The sequence below is a fragment of the [Micrococcus luteus] ATCC 49442 genome (genome assembly GCF_010367585.1).
Lineage (GTDB): Bacteria > Actinomycetota > Actinomycetes > Actinomycetales > Micrococcaceae > Arthrobacter > Arthrobacter luteus_A.
Genome location: NZ_JAAAXP010000001.1, coordinates 4,268,548 through 4,281,919 on the forward strand (window position 1 = coordinate 4,268,548; position 13,372 = coordinate 4,281,919).

The 13,372-nt window shown below is 63.2% G+C and carries 17 protein-coding genes; 7 read left to right on the forward strand and 10 right to left on the reverse strand.

Features of this window, described 5'->3' with window-relative positions; genetic code table 11:
• Positions 1 to 42 precede the first annotated feature (42 nt).
• Together GUV69_RS19460 and GUV69_RS19465 are read right to left on the reverse strand one after the other, a co-directional pair.
• Entirely contained in the window at positions 43 to 411 is a 369-nt protein-coding gene (locus GUV69_RS19460) for a VOC family protein (RefSeq protein WP_164205395.1), read from the reverse strand.
• Positions 412 to 420: 9 nt separating this feature from the next.
• Positions 421 to 1,437, reverse strand: a complete 1,017-nt coding sequence (locus GUV69_RS19465; protein ID WP_164205396.1) for an NAD(P)/FAD-dependent oxidoreductase — start codon at positions 1,435 to 1,437, stop codon at positions 421 to 423.
• A 119-nt stretch (positions 1,438 to 1,556) separates the two neighbouring features.
• Here GUV69_RS19465 and GUV69_RS19470 point away from each other — a divergent pair, with 119 nt between their 5' ends.
• On the forward strand, positions 1,557 to 2,141 hold the full coding sequence (locus tag GUV69_RS19470; RefSeq protein ID WP_164205398.1) for a helix-turn-helix domain-containing protein: 585 nt from the start codon (positions 1,557 to 1,559) through the stop codon (positions 2,139 to 2,141).
• A 24-nt stretch (positions 2,142 to 2,165) separates the two neighbouring features.
• Here the strand turns inward: GUV69_RS19470 and GUV69_RS19475 are convergent, their stop codons facing one another.
• Positions 2,166 to 2,900: a GAF and ANTAR domain-containing protein gene (locus GUV69_RS19475; protein WP_164205400.1), complete on the reverse strand. Its 735-nt coding sequence runs from the start codon at positions 2,898 to 2,900 to the stop codon at positions 2,166 to 2,168.
• Positions 2,901 to 2,962: 62 nt separating this feature from the next.
• Positions 2,963 to 3,913, reverse strand: a complete 951-nt coding sequence (locus tag GUV69_RS19480; protein ID WP_244292790.1) for an alpha/beta fold hydrolase — start codon at positions 3,911 to 3,913, stop codon at positions 2,963 to 2,965.
• Between the two features lie 279 nt (positions 3,914 to 4,192).
• Here GUV69_RS19480 and GUV69_RS19485 point away from each other — a divergent pair, with 279 nt between their 5' ends.
• Both GUV69_RS19485 and GUV69_RS19490 read left to right on the forward strand, forming a co-directional pair.
• Complete coding sequence (locus GUV69_RS19485; protein ID WP_208786680.1) at positions 4,193 to 4,462, forward strand: DUF2243 domain-containing protein; 270 nt, start codon at positions 4,193 to 4,195, stop codon at positions 4,460 to 4,462.
• Positions 4,463 to 4,807: 345 nt separating this feature from the next.
• A complete protein-coding gene (locus tag GUV69_RS19490; protein ID WP_244292791.1) occupies positions 4,808 to 5,959 on the forward strand; it encodes a carboxylate-amine ligase in 1,152 nt (383 codons plus the stop codon).
• Between the two features lie 95 nt (positions 5,960 to 6,054).
• Here GUV69_RS19490 and GUV69_RS19495 read toward each other — a convergent pair whose 3' ends face one another.
• The gene (locus tag GUV69_RS19495; protein ID WP_164205405.1) at positions 6,055 to 6,456 is read right to left on the reverse strand and encodes a VOC family protein; all 402 of its coding nucleotides are present in this window, start codon (positions 6,454 to 6,456) and stop codon (positions 6,055 to 6,057) included.
• A gap of 10 nt (positions 6,457 to 6,466) precedes the next feature.
• Positions 6,467 to 6,904: a helix-turn-helix transcriptional regulator gene (locus tag GUV69_RS19500; protein WP_164205407.1), complete on the reverse strand. Its 438-nt coding sequence runs from the start codon at positions 6,902 to 6,904 to the stop codon at positions 6,467 to 6,469.
• 147 nt (positions 6,905 to 7,051) lie between these two features.
• Here GUV69_RS19500 and GUV69_RS19505 point away from each other — a divergent pair, with 147 nt between their 5' ends.
• The 3 genes from GUV69_RS19505 (at position 7,052) to GUV69_RS19515 (ending at position 9,635) form a co-directional block, all read left to right on the forward strand.
• Positions 7,052 to 7,708, forward strand: a complete 657-nt coding sequence (locus GUV69_RS19505) for a hypothetical protein (RefSeq protein ID WP_164205409.1) — start codon at positions 7,052 to 7,054, stop codon at positions 7,706 to 7,708.
• Positions 7,709 to 7,901: 193 nt separating this feature from the next.
• The gene (locus tag GUV69_RS19510) at positions 7,902 to 8,591 is read left to right on the forward strand and encodes a hypothetical protein (RefSeq protein WP_164205410.1); all 690 of its coding nucleotides are present in this window, start codon (positions 7,902 to 7,904) and stop codon (positions 8,589 to 8,591) included.
• Between the two features lie 342 nt (positions 8,592 to 8,933).
• Complete coding sequence (locus GUV69_RS19515; RefSeq protein WP_164205412.1) at positions 8,934 to 9,635, forward strand: hypothetical protein; 702 nt, start codon at positions 8,934 to 8,936, stop codon at positions 9,633 to 9,635.
• An 8-nt stretch (positions 9,636 to 9,643) separates the two neighbouring features.
• Here the strand turns inward: GUV69_RS19515 and GUV69_RS19520 are convergent, their stop codons facing one another.
• Positions 9,644 to 10,714 (reverse strand): N-formylglutamate amidohydrolase, encoded by a 1,071-nt coding sequence (locus GUV69_RS19520; RefSeq protein ID WP_348272257.1) that lies wholly within the window; start codon positions 10,712 to 10,714, stop codon positions 9,644 to 9,646.
• The gene (locus GUV69_RS19525; RefSeq protein WP_164205416.1) at positions 10,684 to 10,953 is read right to left on the reverse strand and encodes a hypothetical protein; all 270 of its coding nucleotides are present in this window, start codon (positions 10,951 to 10,953) and stop codon (positions 10,684 to 10,686) included. Before GUV69_RS19525 ends, GUV69_RS19520 begins: the two co-directional genes overlap by 31 nt.
• A gap of 236 nt (positions 10,954 to 11,189) precedes the next feature.
• Between GUV69_RS19525 and GUV69_RS19530 the strand changes: the two genes are divergently transcribed.
• The gene (locus GUV69_RS19530; RefSeq protein ID WP_164205418.1) at positions 11,190 to 11,942 is read left to right on the forward strand and encodes a hypothetical protein; all 753 of its coding nucleotides are present in this window, start codon (positions 11,190 to 11,192) and stop codon (positions 11,940 to 11,942) included.
• 44 nt (positions 11,943 to 11,986) lie between these two features.
• Here GUV69_RS19530 and GUV69_RS19535 read toward each other — a convergent pair whose 3' ends face one another.
• Positions 11,987 to 12,742 (reverse strand): hypothetical protein, encoded by a 756-nt coding sequence (locus GUV69_RS19535; protein ID WP_164205420.1) that lies wholly within the window; start codon positions 12,740 to 12,742, stop codon positions 11,987 to 11,989.
• On the reverse strand, positions 12,735 to 12,953 hold the full coding sequence (locus GUV69_RS19540) for a hypothetical protein (RefSeq protein WP_164205422.1): 219 nt from the start codon (positions 12,951 to 12,953) through the stop codon (positions 12,735 to 12,737). The genes GUV69_RS19535 and GUV69_RS19540 overlap by 8 nt, the downstream gene beginning before the upstream one ends.
• Positions 12,954 to 13,372: the final 419 nt, after the last annotated feature.

Sequence of the window (13,372 nt, forward strand, 5' to 3'; positions counted from 1 at the left end):
TGACCCAGCCGGAACCTGGTGTTCCGGTTATTCGGAAGCGTTCTACCGCGCCGGGATCTCCTGGATGACCCACTTGTTGCCGTCCGGGTCGCTGACGGAAGCGAAGAGGAACCCGCCCATGTCCTGGGGCTCGCTGACGGGGGCGCCGCGGCGGACCAGCTCGGTGCGGGCCTCGGCCATGTCCGGCACCACCAGTTGGAGCCCCTCGAGGCTGCCCGGCACCATGCTGTTCATGCCGGTGCCGATCACAATCGAGGCGGCAGAGCCCGGCGGGGTCAGCTGGACAACGCGCATCCCGGGAATGTGTTCGACGTCGTGATCGAGCACAAAGCCGAGCTGGTCAGTGTAGAAGGCCTTGGCGCGGTCCACATCGGAAACGGGCACCTGCACAACTTCGAGTCGGAGTTCCATGCCGTCACCCTACCTTGCCAGGCCGTGGCGCTGCCCGCCCAGCACGGCCTCGGACACAGCAGCTTCGGAGGCGGCAGAGAAGGGACCGAAACGCCCCTCCACCGCCCAGCGGGTCTCCTCCTCGATGAGGTCGGCGTTGATCCTCGCGCCGGCCATCACACCCTCGGACGCCGCGGTGATCACCTGGGCCATCAGATTGGAGACATTGCCGGCCGCATACACGCCCGGGACGGCCGTGGCACCCATGGCGTCGGTCTCGATAAACCGTCCGGCCCCCGACGGGTGCACCTGCGAAGCAAGCCCAAGGGACTCCAGCAGCTCGGACCTGGCCTCCATCCGTGACCCGACAGCCAAGGCCCCCACAAAAAACGACGAACCCTGCCGCAAAGTAACCCCCGTAAGGACACCGTCCACAGAGTCGACAGAGGCCACGGCGCCCTCAACCACACGGACTGACCGGGCAGCGAGTTTCTCCCACTCCTCGTCCGTGGGAAAAACCGTGTCGTTGAGGAACAGGGTGATGTCGGGGGACCACTGCCTGAACATCAGCGCCTGATGGACGGACAGCGGGCCCGTGCCCAGCACCCCGATCCGTTGCCCGCGGATTTCCCAGCCGTGGCAGTAGGGGCAGTGCACCACGCCCTTTCCCCACTGTTCGCGCAGCCCGTCGATGGGCGGCAGCCCGTCGGTCAGGCCGGTGGTGACCAAAAGGCGTCGCCCGGTGACCCGCCGGGAATCACCGAGAACAATCTCGAAACCGGAAGGCATCCGCCGGGCCGAAACCGCTTCGCCGTCGAGGACTGACCCTCCGTAGGAGAGCACCTCGCTGCGCCCGGCGGCCAGCAGCTCGAGCGGGTTCATGCCGTCCCGGGACAGGTAGCCGTGCACACCCGCCGCCGGTGCGTTGCGGGGCGCTCCGGAATCGATGACCAGCACCGAGCGCAGCGCCCGGGCCAGTGTTGTGGCGGCGCTGAGTCCCGCGGCGCCGCCGCCAATAATCACAGCGTCGTATCGTGTGGTGTCCATGGTGCCGTCCTTCGTTCACGTCCTGAGAGAGAGCCGCCAATATAGTGGCGGTCAATCCAGCTTCGGGCGCACCACCAAATTTTGGCAAACATTGTTGCCGGTATGGCAAACTGAAGGACATGGCCAATGAACTTGATGACGTACTCGGGGCGGTGGGTCCCCGGCTTCGCGCTCTCCGGACGGAACGGAACCTCACCCTCGGGGAAGTGTCAGCCTCGTCGGGGGTCTCTGTGAGCACGCTGTCCCGCCTTGAATCCGGCCAGCGCAGGCCCAACCTGGAGATCCTGCTGCCCCTGGCGCAGCTGTACGGGGTGCCGCTCGATGATCTGGTGGGCGCCCCGCCCACCGGGGATCCGCGGATCCACATGCGGCCCATCACGCACGCGGGGATGACGGCTGTTCCCCTCACGCGCCGCCCGGGCGGCCTGCAGGCGTTCAAGATGGTGCTCGACGGCGGTGCCCGCGGCGCGGAGCCCGATCCCCGCGTTCACGAGGGCTACGAATGGCTCTACATCCTCAACGGGCGGCTGCGCCTGGTGCTGGGGGAGAAGGACTTTGAACTGCGTGCCGGCGAAGCGGCGGAGTTCGACACCCGCACGCCGCACTGGTTCGCCAGTGCCGACGGCAAACCCGTCGAATTCATCAGCCTGTTCGGACAGCAGGGCGAGCGCATGCATATCCGGGCCAGGCCCAAGCCCTCCTAGCCGACGCGTGCCGAAGCGCGGAAGCTACAAGTCGAAGTAGGTGGTAGGTTCCTCGCCCGAGATCTTAATGACGATCTCCTCGGCAACGTCCCGGAGCTTTTGGTTCCGGTGGCTGGAGACCTTGATCAGGATGCCCATGGCTTCGTTCTGGGTGCAGCGGTTCTGGCCCATGATGATGCCGCATGCGAGGTTGATGGCGGTGCGGCTTTCCATCGCGGCGCTCAGGTCATCCGCTGCCCCCTCGGCGCTGGCCACCCGCACGGCAAGGCGGACGGCGCTGCGGGCCACCCCGGCGAAGCTGACAGCCTCAGTAATGGTCGCCTCGGTGAACACGCCCGTTGTCGATGCGAAGAAGTTCAGGGCAGCGGTCGCGTCCTCAGTGAGGTCAAGAGGCACACCAAGGGCGCTCAGGACGCCCTCCTCGAACAGGCGTTCCTGGTACACGGGCCAGCGGGGGTCCGTCCGGACGTCTGCCAGGAGGACGGGGGCCTTCACCTTTAGGGCGTCGATGCAGGGGCCCTCACCCACCTGTTGTTCGATCTTGTCCAGGTGGATGGCCCGCTCTGTGCTGCCGCCGACTGTTCGCGTTTTCTTGTTGTGCTGGAGGGTGACGCCGCACTCCACCGTTGTCCCGGCCGCACGGCTGAGTGAGGAGGCGGCAATGCTGGACAGCCCGCCCAGGAAATCGGCTACCGATCCCGTGCCGATGATCAGGTCTTGGAGCTCAAGCAGCAGCTCGTGTTCGGGGGAATTGGTCATGCCCAAATCTAGGACGAACGGAGAGCAGCCACAACCCGGACGCCGCTTAATCGTCCCTGCGCCTATCCAGCCCCAGCCCCCAGGAACGCGTCGATCCCGTCCGCCAGCTCCTTGGCCTTGGTCCAGTGCAGGTAGTGCGGGCCGTCGAGAACCACCAGCTCATGGCGCGCCACATCCTGCAGTTGGCGTTCGTGCAGACTTAGCCAGTCGGCGCGGTGGTCGATGGTGTCCTGCGCCAGGAACTGCAGCACCGGAAGTTCCCGGGGGTAGCTGAGGCCGTGCAGTTTCGCGGCGTTTTCCCCGATCCGGTTGGTCTCGTCGGTCACGGCCGCGTTGCCGAAGTTCCAGCTCGCGAGCATCCGCATCTGCTCAATCTCCGCCGGCGTGTAGCTGCTGCTGTCCGGATCTGCCATGCCCAGCGCCGCCGCCCAGCGGACCAGCCCGGTAGTGGAGGCCATGCGTTCCAGGAAATTGCCCGACGGCGGTGCATCAGCAGGTGCCGTGGATCCGGGCGGCGGAGCGGGCGCGGTGGGCACGGTGGCGTCGATCCCGATGACGGCCGATACTTCCGCGGGGTATTTGTTGGCGTAGTACAGGGTGGTGAAGCCGCCGATCGAGTGGCCCGCCAGAACGTAGGGCCCGTGGATGCCCAGCGCAGAGAGCACTGAGTGCAGTTCCTCGGTCTGGTTCTCGAGGGTCCGCGGCCTGACGTCCGTGTCGCTGTAGCCGTAGCCGAACCCCTCCACCACCACGGTCCGGTACCCGTCCAGTTCCCTGACCAGCGGGGCAAAGTCCAGCCCCGGCGCGGGGGTGCCCAGCCCGCTGAGCAGCACTAGGACCGGACCCGAGTTACCGGCGCGCGAGACGTTGATGGTTCCCTGCTCGATCTGGACGCGCTCGCCGTAAGCGGGCGCCTTCGAGCGTTCAATGCCTTCAAGGATGAGGTTGGCAGCAGTGGAGACCAGCACCAGCCCGAGCAGCACCAACGCAACCCGCGCAATGACGCGCAGCACCCGCCGTCGCCTTCTGGGGCGTTGGGGACGGATGGCTGGGCTGCCTCCCGGTGTCACTTCCGCCTCGAGGCCGCGGTAACCATTGCTCGCATGAGTGCCGCCTTTACCCTGGCTGGCAGTGGCCCGGTTCCGTCAACCTCCAGGAACTACCCCCGCTGCAGGAGGTTCCACCGCGTGCCTTACGGTCCCACTTCGGGCAGGGGAGGTCAAGGCCTGCTTAGAACGCCCGACGGCGGGTACGTCCCAGGTGAAAAGGTCGCCTGAAGAAGGGGTTGGGACATGTCACGCGAAGCCGGGAGGCGCACGGAGAAGACGCCGGCGGCATCGCCCGCCTTTCTGTTCGGAATGGGGGTGGGCGGCTTTGCGGATGGCATCGTGCTGTACCAGCTGCTGCAGTGGCACCACCTGTGTTCCACAGCGCCCGGCTGGGGTGTCTTCAACGTGCTGGAGGGGCTCATTAACCACCAGCTGCTCGGCATCCACCATGTGCGGGACGATCTGGGGGGCCGCTGGCGTGGGATTTCGGCTTCCTGGGCATCAGTGTGGTGATTGCCGTGGCGGGCTGGCTGCTGTACCGGCGGGGACGCGCGTCTGGAAATCCCGGACAGGCTGCCGCATGATAGTAAGCATGCTGATTAATCCCCTCAGATAGGAGTCACGATGCAAACAGGAGGACCGGCGGAACTTTTCCCTGGTACAGGGGTCAATGACCACGCCTGGGAGCGGGAACACCGCCATCCGACCCCCGACCAGCTGCGCGCGATCGGTTCCCGCCGGAGGGATGCTGAAACAAAGTTGGACCACCATCAAGAAGAGGCCCGGCTCCGAGGCCGCGCAGGCCATCCAGACGCGAACATCTGATCCATCCGGCGCGGGATGGCGGCGGTGAGTGGCATGGGTGATGAGCTGACCGGCGGCGCGCGGGACGTGGGCGGCGTCGGCCCGATACGGACGTTTGGCGTCGAGGAAGAACTGCTGTTGGTGGACCCCGGGACGGGGGAGGCGGTCCCGATGGCAGCCGAGCTTCTGGACTTGTATGTGCGTCCGCTGGACTCCCGTGCCGGGCCCGTCCTGACGGCTGAGTTCCAGCTGGAAATGATCGAGGCCGTCACACCCCCTCATGCCGGCCTGGATGCCCTGCTGACGGACATCGTTGCCGGCCGGGCCATCGCGGACAGGGCAGCGCAGGATGTGGGCATCCGTGCTGCTGCACTGGGAACCTCCCCGCTGCCGTGTGATCCCCACCCGGTCCAGCTTCGGCGCTTCGCGGCCATGGCGGACGAATACGCGCTGACGGCCAGGGAACAGCTGACCTGCGGCTGCCATATCCACGTCTCCGTGGACTCGCCGGAAGAAGGCGTTGCCGTACTGGACCGGATCCGGATCTGGCTGCCGGTGCTGATCGCGCTCAGTGCCAACTCCCCGTTCTGGCACGGTCAGGACACTGGCTACGCCAGCTACCGGTCCCAGGTCTGGAACCGGTGGCCTTCTGCCGGACCGGTGGAAATCCTGGGATCCCCGGATGCCTACCACCAGCTGGTGCATGACATGGTCAGCACCGGCGTTGCGCTGGACGAAGGGATGATTTACTTCGACGCCCGGCTCTCACGCCACTATCCCACCGTGGAAATCAGGATCGCCGATGTGTGCCTCCGGCCGGAGAACACCGCGCTGCTGGCCGGCATCGTGCGCGGTCTGGTGGAGACCGCGGCCCGGGAATGGCGGAGGGGCACCGAACCTGTGCCCGTGCCCTCGGTGCTGCTGCGGCTTGCGGGCTGGAAGGCCAGCCGCTGGGGCCTGCGGGGTGAACTGCTGGATCCGATGACCAGCCACCCACGGCCGGCGCTCGCCGTCATCAACGCCCTGCTGGCCCACATCGGGGAGGCGCTGGCGGACATCGGCGACCTGCAACGGGTGGAACAGCTGATTGACCACCTGCTGTCCGCCGGAACCGGCGCCGTCCGGCAGACGGAGGTGCTACACCGCACCGGGCAGCTGGAGGACGTGGTCACCGACGCCGTCAATTGCACGGTGCGGGTCCCGTGACTGCCCCTGGAGCCACGCCGGAATGCGCATAACGCACGACGCCGGCACCCAAGATGGGTGCCGGCGTCGTGCGTTCCGGTGGCGGGGGAGCGACGCTAGCCCTGGTTGATGCGGATCATATTGCCGGAGGGGTCGCGGAAGGCGCAGTCGCGCGGGCCCCACGGCTGGTCGATCGGTTCCTGGAGGACCTCGGCGCCGGATGCGCGGAGCTTTTCGAAGGTGGCGTCCAGATCGTCCGTGGTGAACACCAGCATGGGCATCACACCCTTGGTGAGCAGTTCCTGGATGGCGTCGCCGTCGGCCTGGGAGCGGCCTGCGTGCGGAGGGGAGAGGACCAGTTCGAGGTCGGGCTGGGCGGCGTTGCCCAGGGTGACCCAGCGCTGACCGTCGGAGCCGACGTCGTTCCGGACTTCGTAGCCGAGGGCGTCGCGGTAGAACGCGAGGGACTCATCGAGATCATTGACGGTGACGTGTGCGTATTTCAGTGAAATGTTCATGTCTTCCACGCTATTGCGGCGGCGCCAGGGATGCTTCTTCAATCCTGCTCGGTTTGCGCGAGGGCCGGGTGTGCTGCCGGGCGATGCAGGACGGCATGGCCTTCACCGCGCGGTGTTCCAGGGCGCGGTAGGCGCTGGGGGTCATGCCGACGATCTCGGTGAAGCGCGAGCTGAACGAGCCCAGGGACGTGGAGCCCACTTCCATGCACGCATCGGTGACGCTGGCGCCGGCGCGCAATAGGGCCATGGCGCGTTCGATCCGCCGGGTCATGAGGTAGTTGTACGGCGTCTCACCGTAGGCGGCCTTGAACTGGCGGGAGAAATGCGCCGCGGACATCAGGGCGCCGGCGGCCATGGTGGGCACGTCCAGAGGCTTGGCATACTCACGGTCGATCAGGTCACGGGCGCGGCGCAGGTGCGCCAGGTTGGCCAGTTCCTGAGGTGTCATGCCGCCATTCTAAAGCGCGACGGCGGTGCGCGGCTGCCCCTACAGCCGAGCCCAGGCAGGCGACCAAATTCCGTGTCAAAGCCTATGGGGAAAAACTCCGTGCGTAGGCTAATCTGGCCCAATTGGTACCACTTCAGGGGGCGTTCAATGAGCAGCACCGGTCAGACTCGGCCTAAGAAACGGAAAAAGTGGTACGAACACAAGTGGTGGACAGCGGCAGGTGTCCTTGTTGCCGTCGCGGGTATTGTCGCGGCATGGTTTCTGAGCCCCTATGGTCCCCTTGGTAATACGGCAGAAGGCTCTGGCACGTCCCCGTCGGCCGCTGCTGACAGTACTGAGCCAGGTACTCCCGATACCGATCCAGGCGCCACGCCCGTCACAGGTTCCCCGCTATTCCTTAGCGACGTTGATAAGAAGAGCTTTATAAATCAGCCCTACAGGCACTATCGGGGCGCGGCCACCGCTGACGGCAAGGAGTACCCATCCAGCTACTTCTTCAAATTCGAGAACTGCAGTGAGTGCACGGAGGAAACCGAACTCAATGTTCCTGCCGGATACCAAAACTTGCGGGGCACGGTGGCACTGACGGACGAATCCAGGCACGACTCCGTTATCGACGGGGTGGCCCACTTCGCGATCTACTCCACAACAGGTGAGCTCCTTCTTGAGCCACAACGAGTGGAGTATCCCGACGCTAAACCCTTTGATGTCGCGTTGAAGGATTCCACCCGCATCCGCCTGGTTGTCAGTTCTGGCACTAACTCGGAGTACCCCTGCTGGTGTGACGCCCAGTTCACCAAATAGCCCGAACAAATGGGGCTCTGTCCACTGCCTGATGTAGCTGCTTCTGAGCCCAGTCACCCACTCAATCACCACATGTGGGGATGCCTGCTCACCCTGCCCCGCCGTAGGTTCGACCTGTCCACGGCACCCTGCCAGGGTCACGTCGATTGGAATAGTCGGCGCTACGTGCATGACTAATAGTCAAGAGCCTCTGATGCCCTCAAGAATTGAGCTTTATCTGCCTGCTGTCCTGATCAGGATTTCTGCGTTGGCCGGATTCCTCTCCGCCGCCATCCTGCTGGTGAACGCGGCCAAGCGGGCAGGCGTCATCCCCACGTCCCCTTTCACGCAGCTGGCTGCGCCGGTGGCGCAACTCGCTGCCATCGGGCTGGTGATCGGGATCTATTTGCTGGTTTCGCGGCGGGCAAGGGCGCTGGGGGCCGCAGGTGCGGCGATCTCCGTCGTCGCGCTGGCCGGCCTCGTGGGAGTGGAGTTTGTCCTCAACCTTGTCTTTCCCTATGTTGATCCCGGTGTGGTCGCTGCCCTGCGTGCCGGCCCGCTCGGCATCGCACTCACCGTGGTCTCCATGCTGTTCCTTCTTGGAACGGTGGTCTTGATGCTGGGGCTCTGGCGGAGCTCCAGCGTACCGAGGGGCGTTGTGGTCCTCTACACCGTGAGTGTCATCCCCATCGCGTTCCGTACCGTCTTTCCGGAAACGGTGCTGCAGCTGGGTCTGGTAGGCCTGGCGGTGGCCATCGTGGGGCTGGCCGTCTGGATGCTGCGGAACGTCCCCCAAGAATCCCTACCGGGCGGGCCTCTCAACCCGGACGATCTCGAGGGCCTCCGGATCCAGGAGCTTCCGCGTTCCGGTGCCCACGTCCAGGATCCAGATAAGGTCCAGTGAACGTACGACGTCGGTCACGCGCCCCTGGTGAAAGAGCTTCCCGTTGTGCCACGCCTGGATGTAGTCGTCCACCTGGAGTGCTGCTGTTTCTGTTTGCTGTGTCGTCATGCTGTGCCCCCTGCTGGTTGTCCCCGTAGGTCAAGCATGCCGTGGCCAGATTGCCGGAGTATTTCCGGCCGGTGATTTTTCTGTGTCGGCCCCGCTTGAGGGGAAGTTCCCGCTTCCCGAAGGTCTCCATTGAGGCCGCGGAGGCAATAACGCACCGGTAACGGGCAGTGACGTTTACTCAGCTCAGGCTCGTGCCTGGATGCTGCAGGAAATTCAGTCGGGACGGAGTGAGTCATGGATGGCCGTGACGATGCGTGGCAGAAGCCGACGGGGATAACGTCCCGCCTGGTTGCGCTCCTGCTGGTCCAGTTTGCCGTCAGCGCCTTGCTGGTCGCGTGCGGCGGACCGGCCTGTACCGGTAACACGCGGGAGTACAACGGCCAGTGCCTGGGTGGTGTGGCCATCACCTACATCGAATGCACCAAAGGGCGCGGGTTCGACCTGACAACAAAACTTGGCGGGAAACTCGGAGGAACCTTCAAAGTGGTTGCCGACGCATCCGTCGAGGCGGCGTACGAGGAGCAGAAACAGGAAAACACGGTGGTTGGCCTCCAGGTCGTTTCGGACTGCCTGAAGATTGCCGAAACTGAGGCCGATTCAGCGGTGGACAAGACAGCGGCCGAAGAGTCCCGCACCCGCGCCGACATGATCAAGCAGCAGGTCCAGGAAACGGCGCACATCGAGATCGCCCCGACTCAGGCCCAGATCGGGGAGACCCTGAGTGTCAGCGGCCGGAATTTTTACCCGGACGAGATTGTCGCAATATACCTTCACGCCACGCTTATTAAACAGGAGAAAGCCGACGGTCAAGGAGCATTCAGCACCACCATCATCGTGCCGAAAAATGCACCTCCCCCCGGGTTTCCGACCGCCGTCAGGGCCAGTGGGGAAACGTCGGCAAAGTCGGCCCAGGCCCCGTTCGAGGCGCTGCCCTAGGGCGACCACTACATCATGGCAGAAGACCAGGAGACAGCTCCATGGCCAGGGAGCGGCCTCTGCGTGCGAGTGAGAATCCCGTTGTCCTGGAGGAATCCGGCGATCGCATAGGCCAGGCTGATGCCCACGCCCTCAACCAGTTCGGGCTGTCCTGTCCTCGGCCGCAGGGAACCTAAGCCTTCAAACTGAACCCCGTGCACACGGTCGCCTGCCGACGGCGTAACCACGCCCCCCGGAAACGGAATGGGGTCGCGGCCCGGCGTAAAGGACCGCGCTCCATAGCGTCCGCCACTGATGAGGTTGCTGGTGCCTCCCACGTCGGCCTTGTCCTCGGTTTTGGGATCGGGAAGGGGTGGATGAACCCGGACCGGAAGTTCTTGTCGCTTCAGGTGGGAGTGTAAGGACGCGTTTCCGTTGTCATAGACGAAGTCCCTGCGCGCATAGTAGCCGTACCCGGTGAAGACGACGAGGTCGTCGGTATTGCCTCGTCCATGGACGTCGAAGAGCCAGCCTCTCGGTGGTGTTGGGGTCAATGCCGTGGTGGTGGCGCGAATCTCCGCGTGGAAGCGGTCATAGTACGAGCTCTTGAACTGTCTGAACTCTTCGGCCCGGGGGAGTTCCGCCAAGGATTTGTCCTCATCACCTGGCCGGTATTCACGGCCGCCGCTCTCCCACATTGCCTGGTTCGGCCATGGGCGGTTGAGGTCCACATATCCGCGGTCGACGCGATTGAGGAATGCGTGCGGCACGAAACCCATGGCACACAGTGTCCGGACGAGGCCCAGGGAGATGTCTAGGGTCCGCAGGTCATTCGTCACCCGCGGATCTTTGTTACTCATGGGATCCTTGACTCGTCTTCCGAACCCTTTAGCGTCGCTGGGAGTGGTGGCGGCGCTGCCTGCGTGCGGAGCTACGATTATCACCGGGCAGTTTCCTTTCAGGTGCCAGAAGGCGATCTCGCCGTTGTGATCTTCCACGCCGACGAGTCCGGGAATCCGTTCCACACCTTCGAAAGGCAGTGGTTGAGACGCCATGGCGGCTACCCCTTTCAGTGGTGAAGGTTGAGGGCCTTTATCCATCGCCGGCCGCCGCGTTCCTCGTACCAAATGTTGACCTTCTTGTTGTGGAGGAAGGCGTCGCGGGTCAGGGCCACTGCGGCCATCTCGGAGGAGACGTTCTCTTTGTTGAGGTCGATGTAGTACGACTGACCGTCGGAGGCTTCGAAGAAGAGCCGTTCGAGGTCATTCGTGTTGGTGTCGTACTCGATACGGGACGTGATCCATCGGACGTTCAGGTCGCGGATGACTTCTTCCGGCATGGCAGGTTCCTCACGTGGACTGTGGCTGTAACCTCAAGCCAGCTGCAGTGAGGCCACCATGGAGGATCCATTAGATCTTGCCGTGCATTACGGCAGCGTTACTGGACTGTTCACAGGGGCACAACCAGAGGAGCTGAAGAAGCTCGTCGTTCGATAACGCGGGGGTAACGGTCTACGTAGTCAACTCGTTCCGGAAGTACCTGTTGCCGCTTGCAAGTAGCAAGGCTGCACGGGGGATGAAGGTGCAAGAAGGTGTCCCAGACGTACTGATTCGCAAAGAGGTGGATGTAGTGGCCGGAGTCAGCGATATTGCCGAAGTTGTGAAAATGGTCGCAGACGTGGTTCGGAATACCCGGGAGATCATTCAGGCGGTCAACGATGGTCGCAAGTACCTGGAGCTCAACTATCCCGATTCAAAGGATGAGTGGGCCGACCTCCTTTACCAAATGCAACGGACGGTTGAAGGGCTTGCGGAGGTGACCAAGGTCGTCAGCGCCTTTCGGTTCAGTGGGGGTCCAGCTGCCGATTACGAGACGGTGCGCTTCAACGACTATGTCATCGAGCAGAAGGCAAAACTTGTCGACCTAAACGGCCGGCTTCGGGATTTGAAGGGCAGTAGCGGAAAAGTCCGTGACCTTCGGGATGCCCTCAATGCGCACAGTACGGACCGTGGCTGGGATTCCATGTTCGGGTTGTTGGGCGAGAAAGGTCGCCGGGATGCCGCAGAGCTGGCGAGTGTCTTGAGCAACTTTTATGCGGACGACGAAAAACTTGCCGACACAATTCGCCGGATGATGGAGCTGGCAGAGGCGGCGGTTAAAGATGTCGACGCAGCCCTAGCTCCTGCTGGTATCGCGCACCCCATATACATTCCAGATGCGGCGGCAGTCCTTGGAGTGTATGCAACGATATTTGCGGAGCCGCAGAGGGAACTCAATACGTTAGTTCAGTCATTGGAAGAAACGCGCACGGTCCTCACTTCTCGCTGATGCTCAAAAGGTGAACGTCGGGCACGCATCCGGGATGTCCTTGATCAGCCAGAACCAAGCTCACGTAATTCAAGGTAGAGCTCCCGGTCGATTTGCATCTGAACTCGGAAGCCATGGAAGCCTTTTGGCGCGATAGTCGCGAAGAAGGACCCCTCCACGATTTCTTGGGGTGTCAGCCGGGACTCCGGAGCGTCGCCGCGGCCCCGAAAGTCAACAGGTGCGGCATGATCGAAGTCTTGCGTGATGTCCTCTCCCACAGGACGTCCTGCCTGGTCCGTAACTGTACCGGGGACCAATCGTGCCGTGAGGACCTGATCAAAGTCCGGGCTGGCCGTAATCCGATGCGCGAGGTGGATTTGTTGGGCCCGCCCGAAGCAGAGATAGGTCAGCTCCTGGGTCGCACTGTGGGCAGCAGCAACGTCGAGTTCCTTGAAGTACACGACGGTGCGGACCGCGGCGTCAACGCCGCGGGCAATCGGGTGCCCTCCGCGCTCGAAGTGGCCCCGGTATATGGTGCCCGCGATTGACGATCGTGCCTGCCCGTCGCCGCTGGGATCGAGCTCGGTGATATGGAATTCCTCGGGCTCGAACGTGTACAAACTATTGCCGTTGGTTTCGCGGTCGGCGCTGAGGAGTTGGCTTGCAGCATCGTCCAGCACCACCTCGAGGATCACTTGAAAATTGTGTGGACTTTCGAACATGGGCAGATGCGACATGAAAATGGCGTCGTCACCAAACAGGAGCATGCCGTGGACACCCATCGTGCCGCCATGCCCGCCGTGCCTGCCGTGTTCAGACATCGGATGTGTCCTCCACCTGTTTTTGGCTCCGGGTAAAGAGCCAATCCGACATTAGATCCAACACTGCCCAGGTGGCGAGGAAAGCAATGCACTCAATCGCGAAGCTGCCAAATTTGTAGAAAAAGGCCGCTATGCCGAAGGAAATGAGAAAGACAGGAAGTTGCTGCAAAACAAGCTGCTGCGCGCTGAGGAATTTGAAAAGCTGAAACATGAATGGGCCTTCCTTTCCAATGTCAGGGTCGAATCGCGTAATAAGGCATGACGCTCGTAAGCGGTGGCGCAAGACGGACTTCAGCTCCATGAAACAACCCTCGCCGTTACTGCGGCGTTACTGAAAACGGATCCGTAAACCCCTCCGAAACAGTCCTTGACCCTCAATTTTCGGCGGCCTACCCTGATGAAATCGACATGAATCCGCACCGAAGAACTTCTGCAGACATCGAGTTTTCCTGTCGCTGAAGTTAGCAGTTGTATTCCTTCCACATCCCTGAATTCAAGGCACACGCCTTGACGGGAAGGAGCCGTGATGACCGACCAACCTGGTGGCCCAACCGGGGACGATAAGACCGGCGGGCCGGAGCCCGACGCGTCGATGCCCCCGGACCGGGAAGAGGCAGAGCCGGAGGGTGG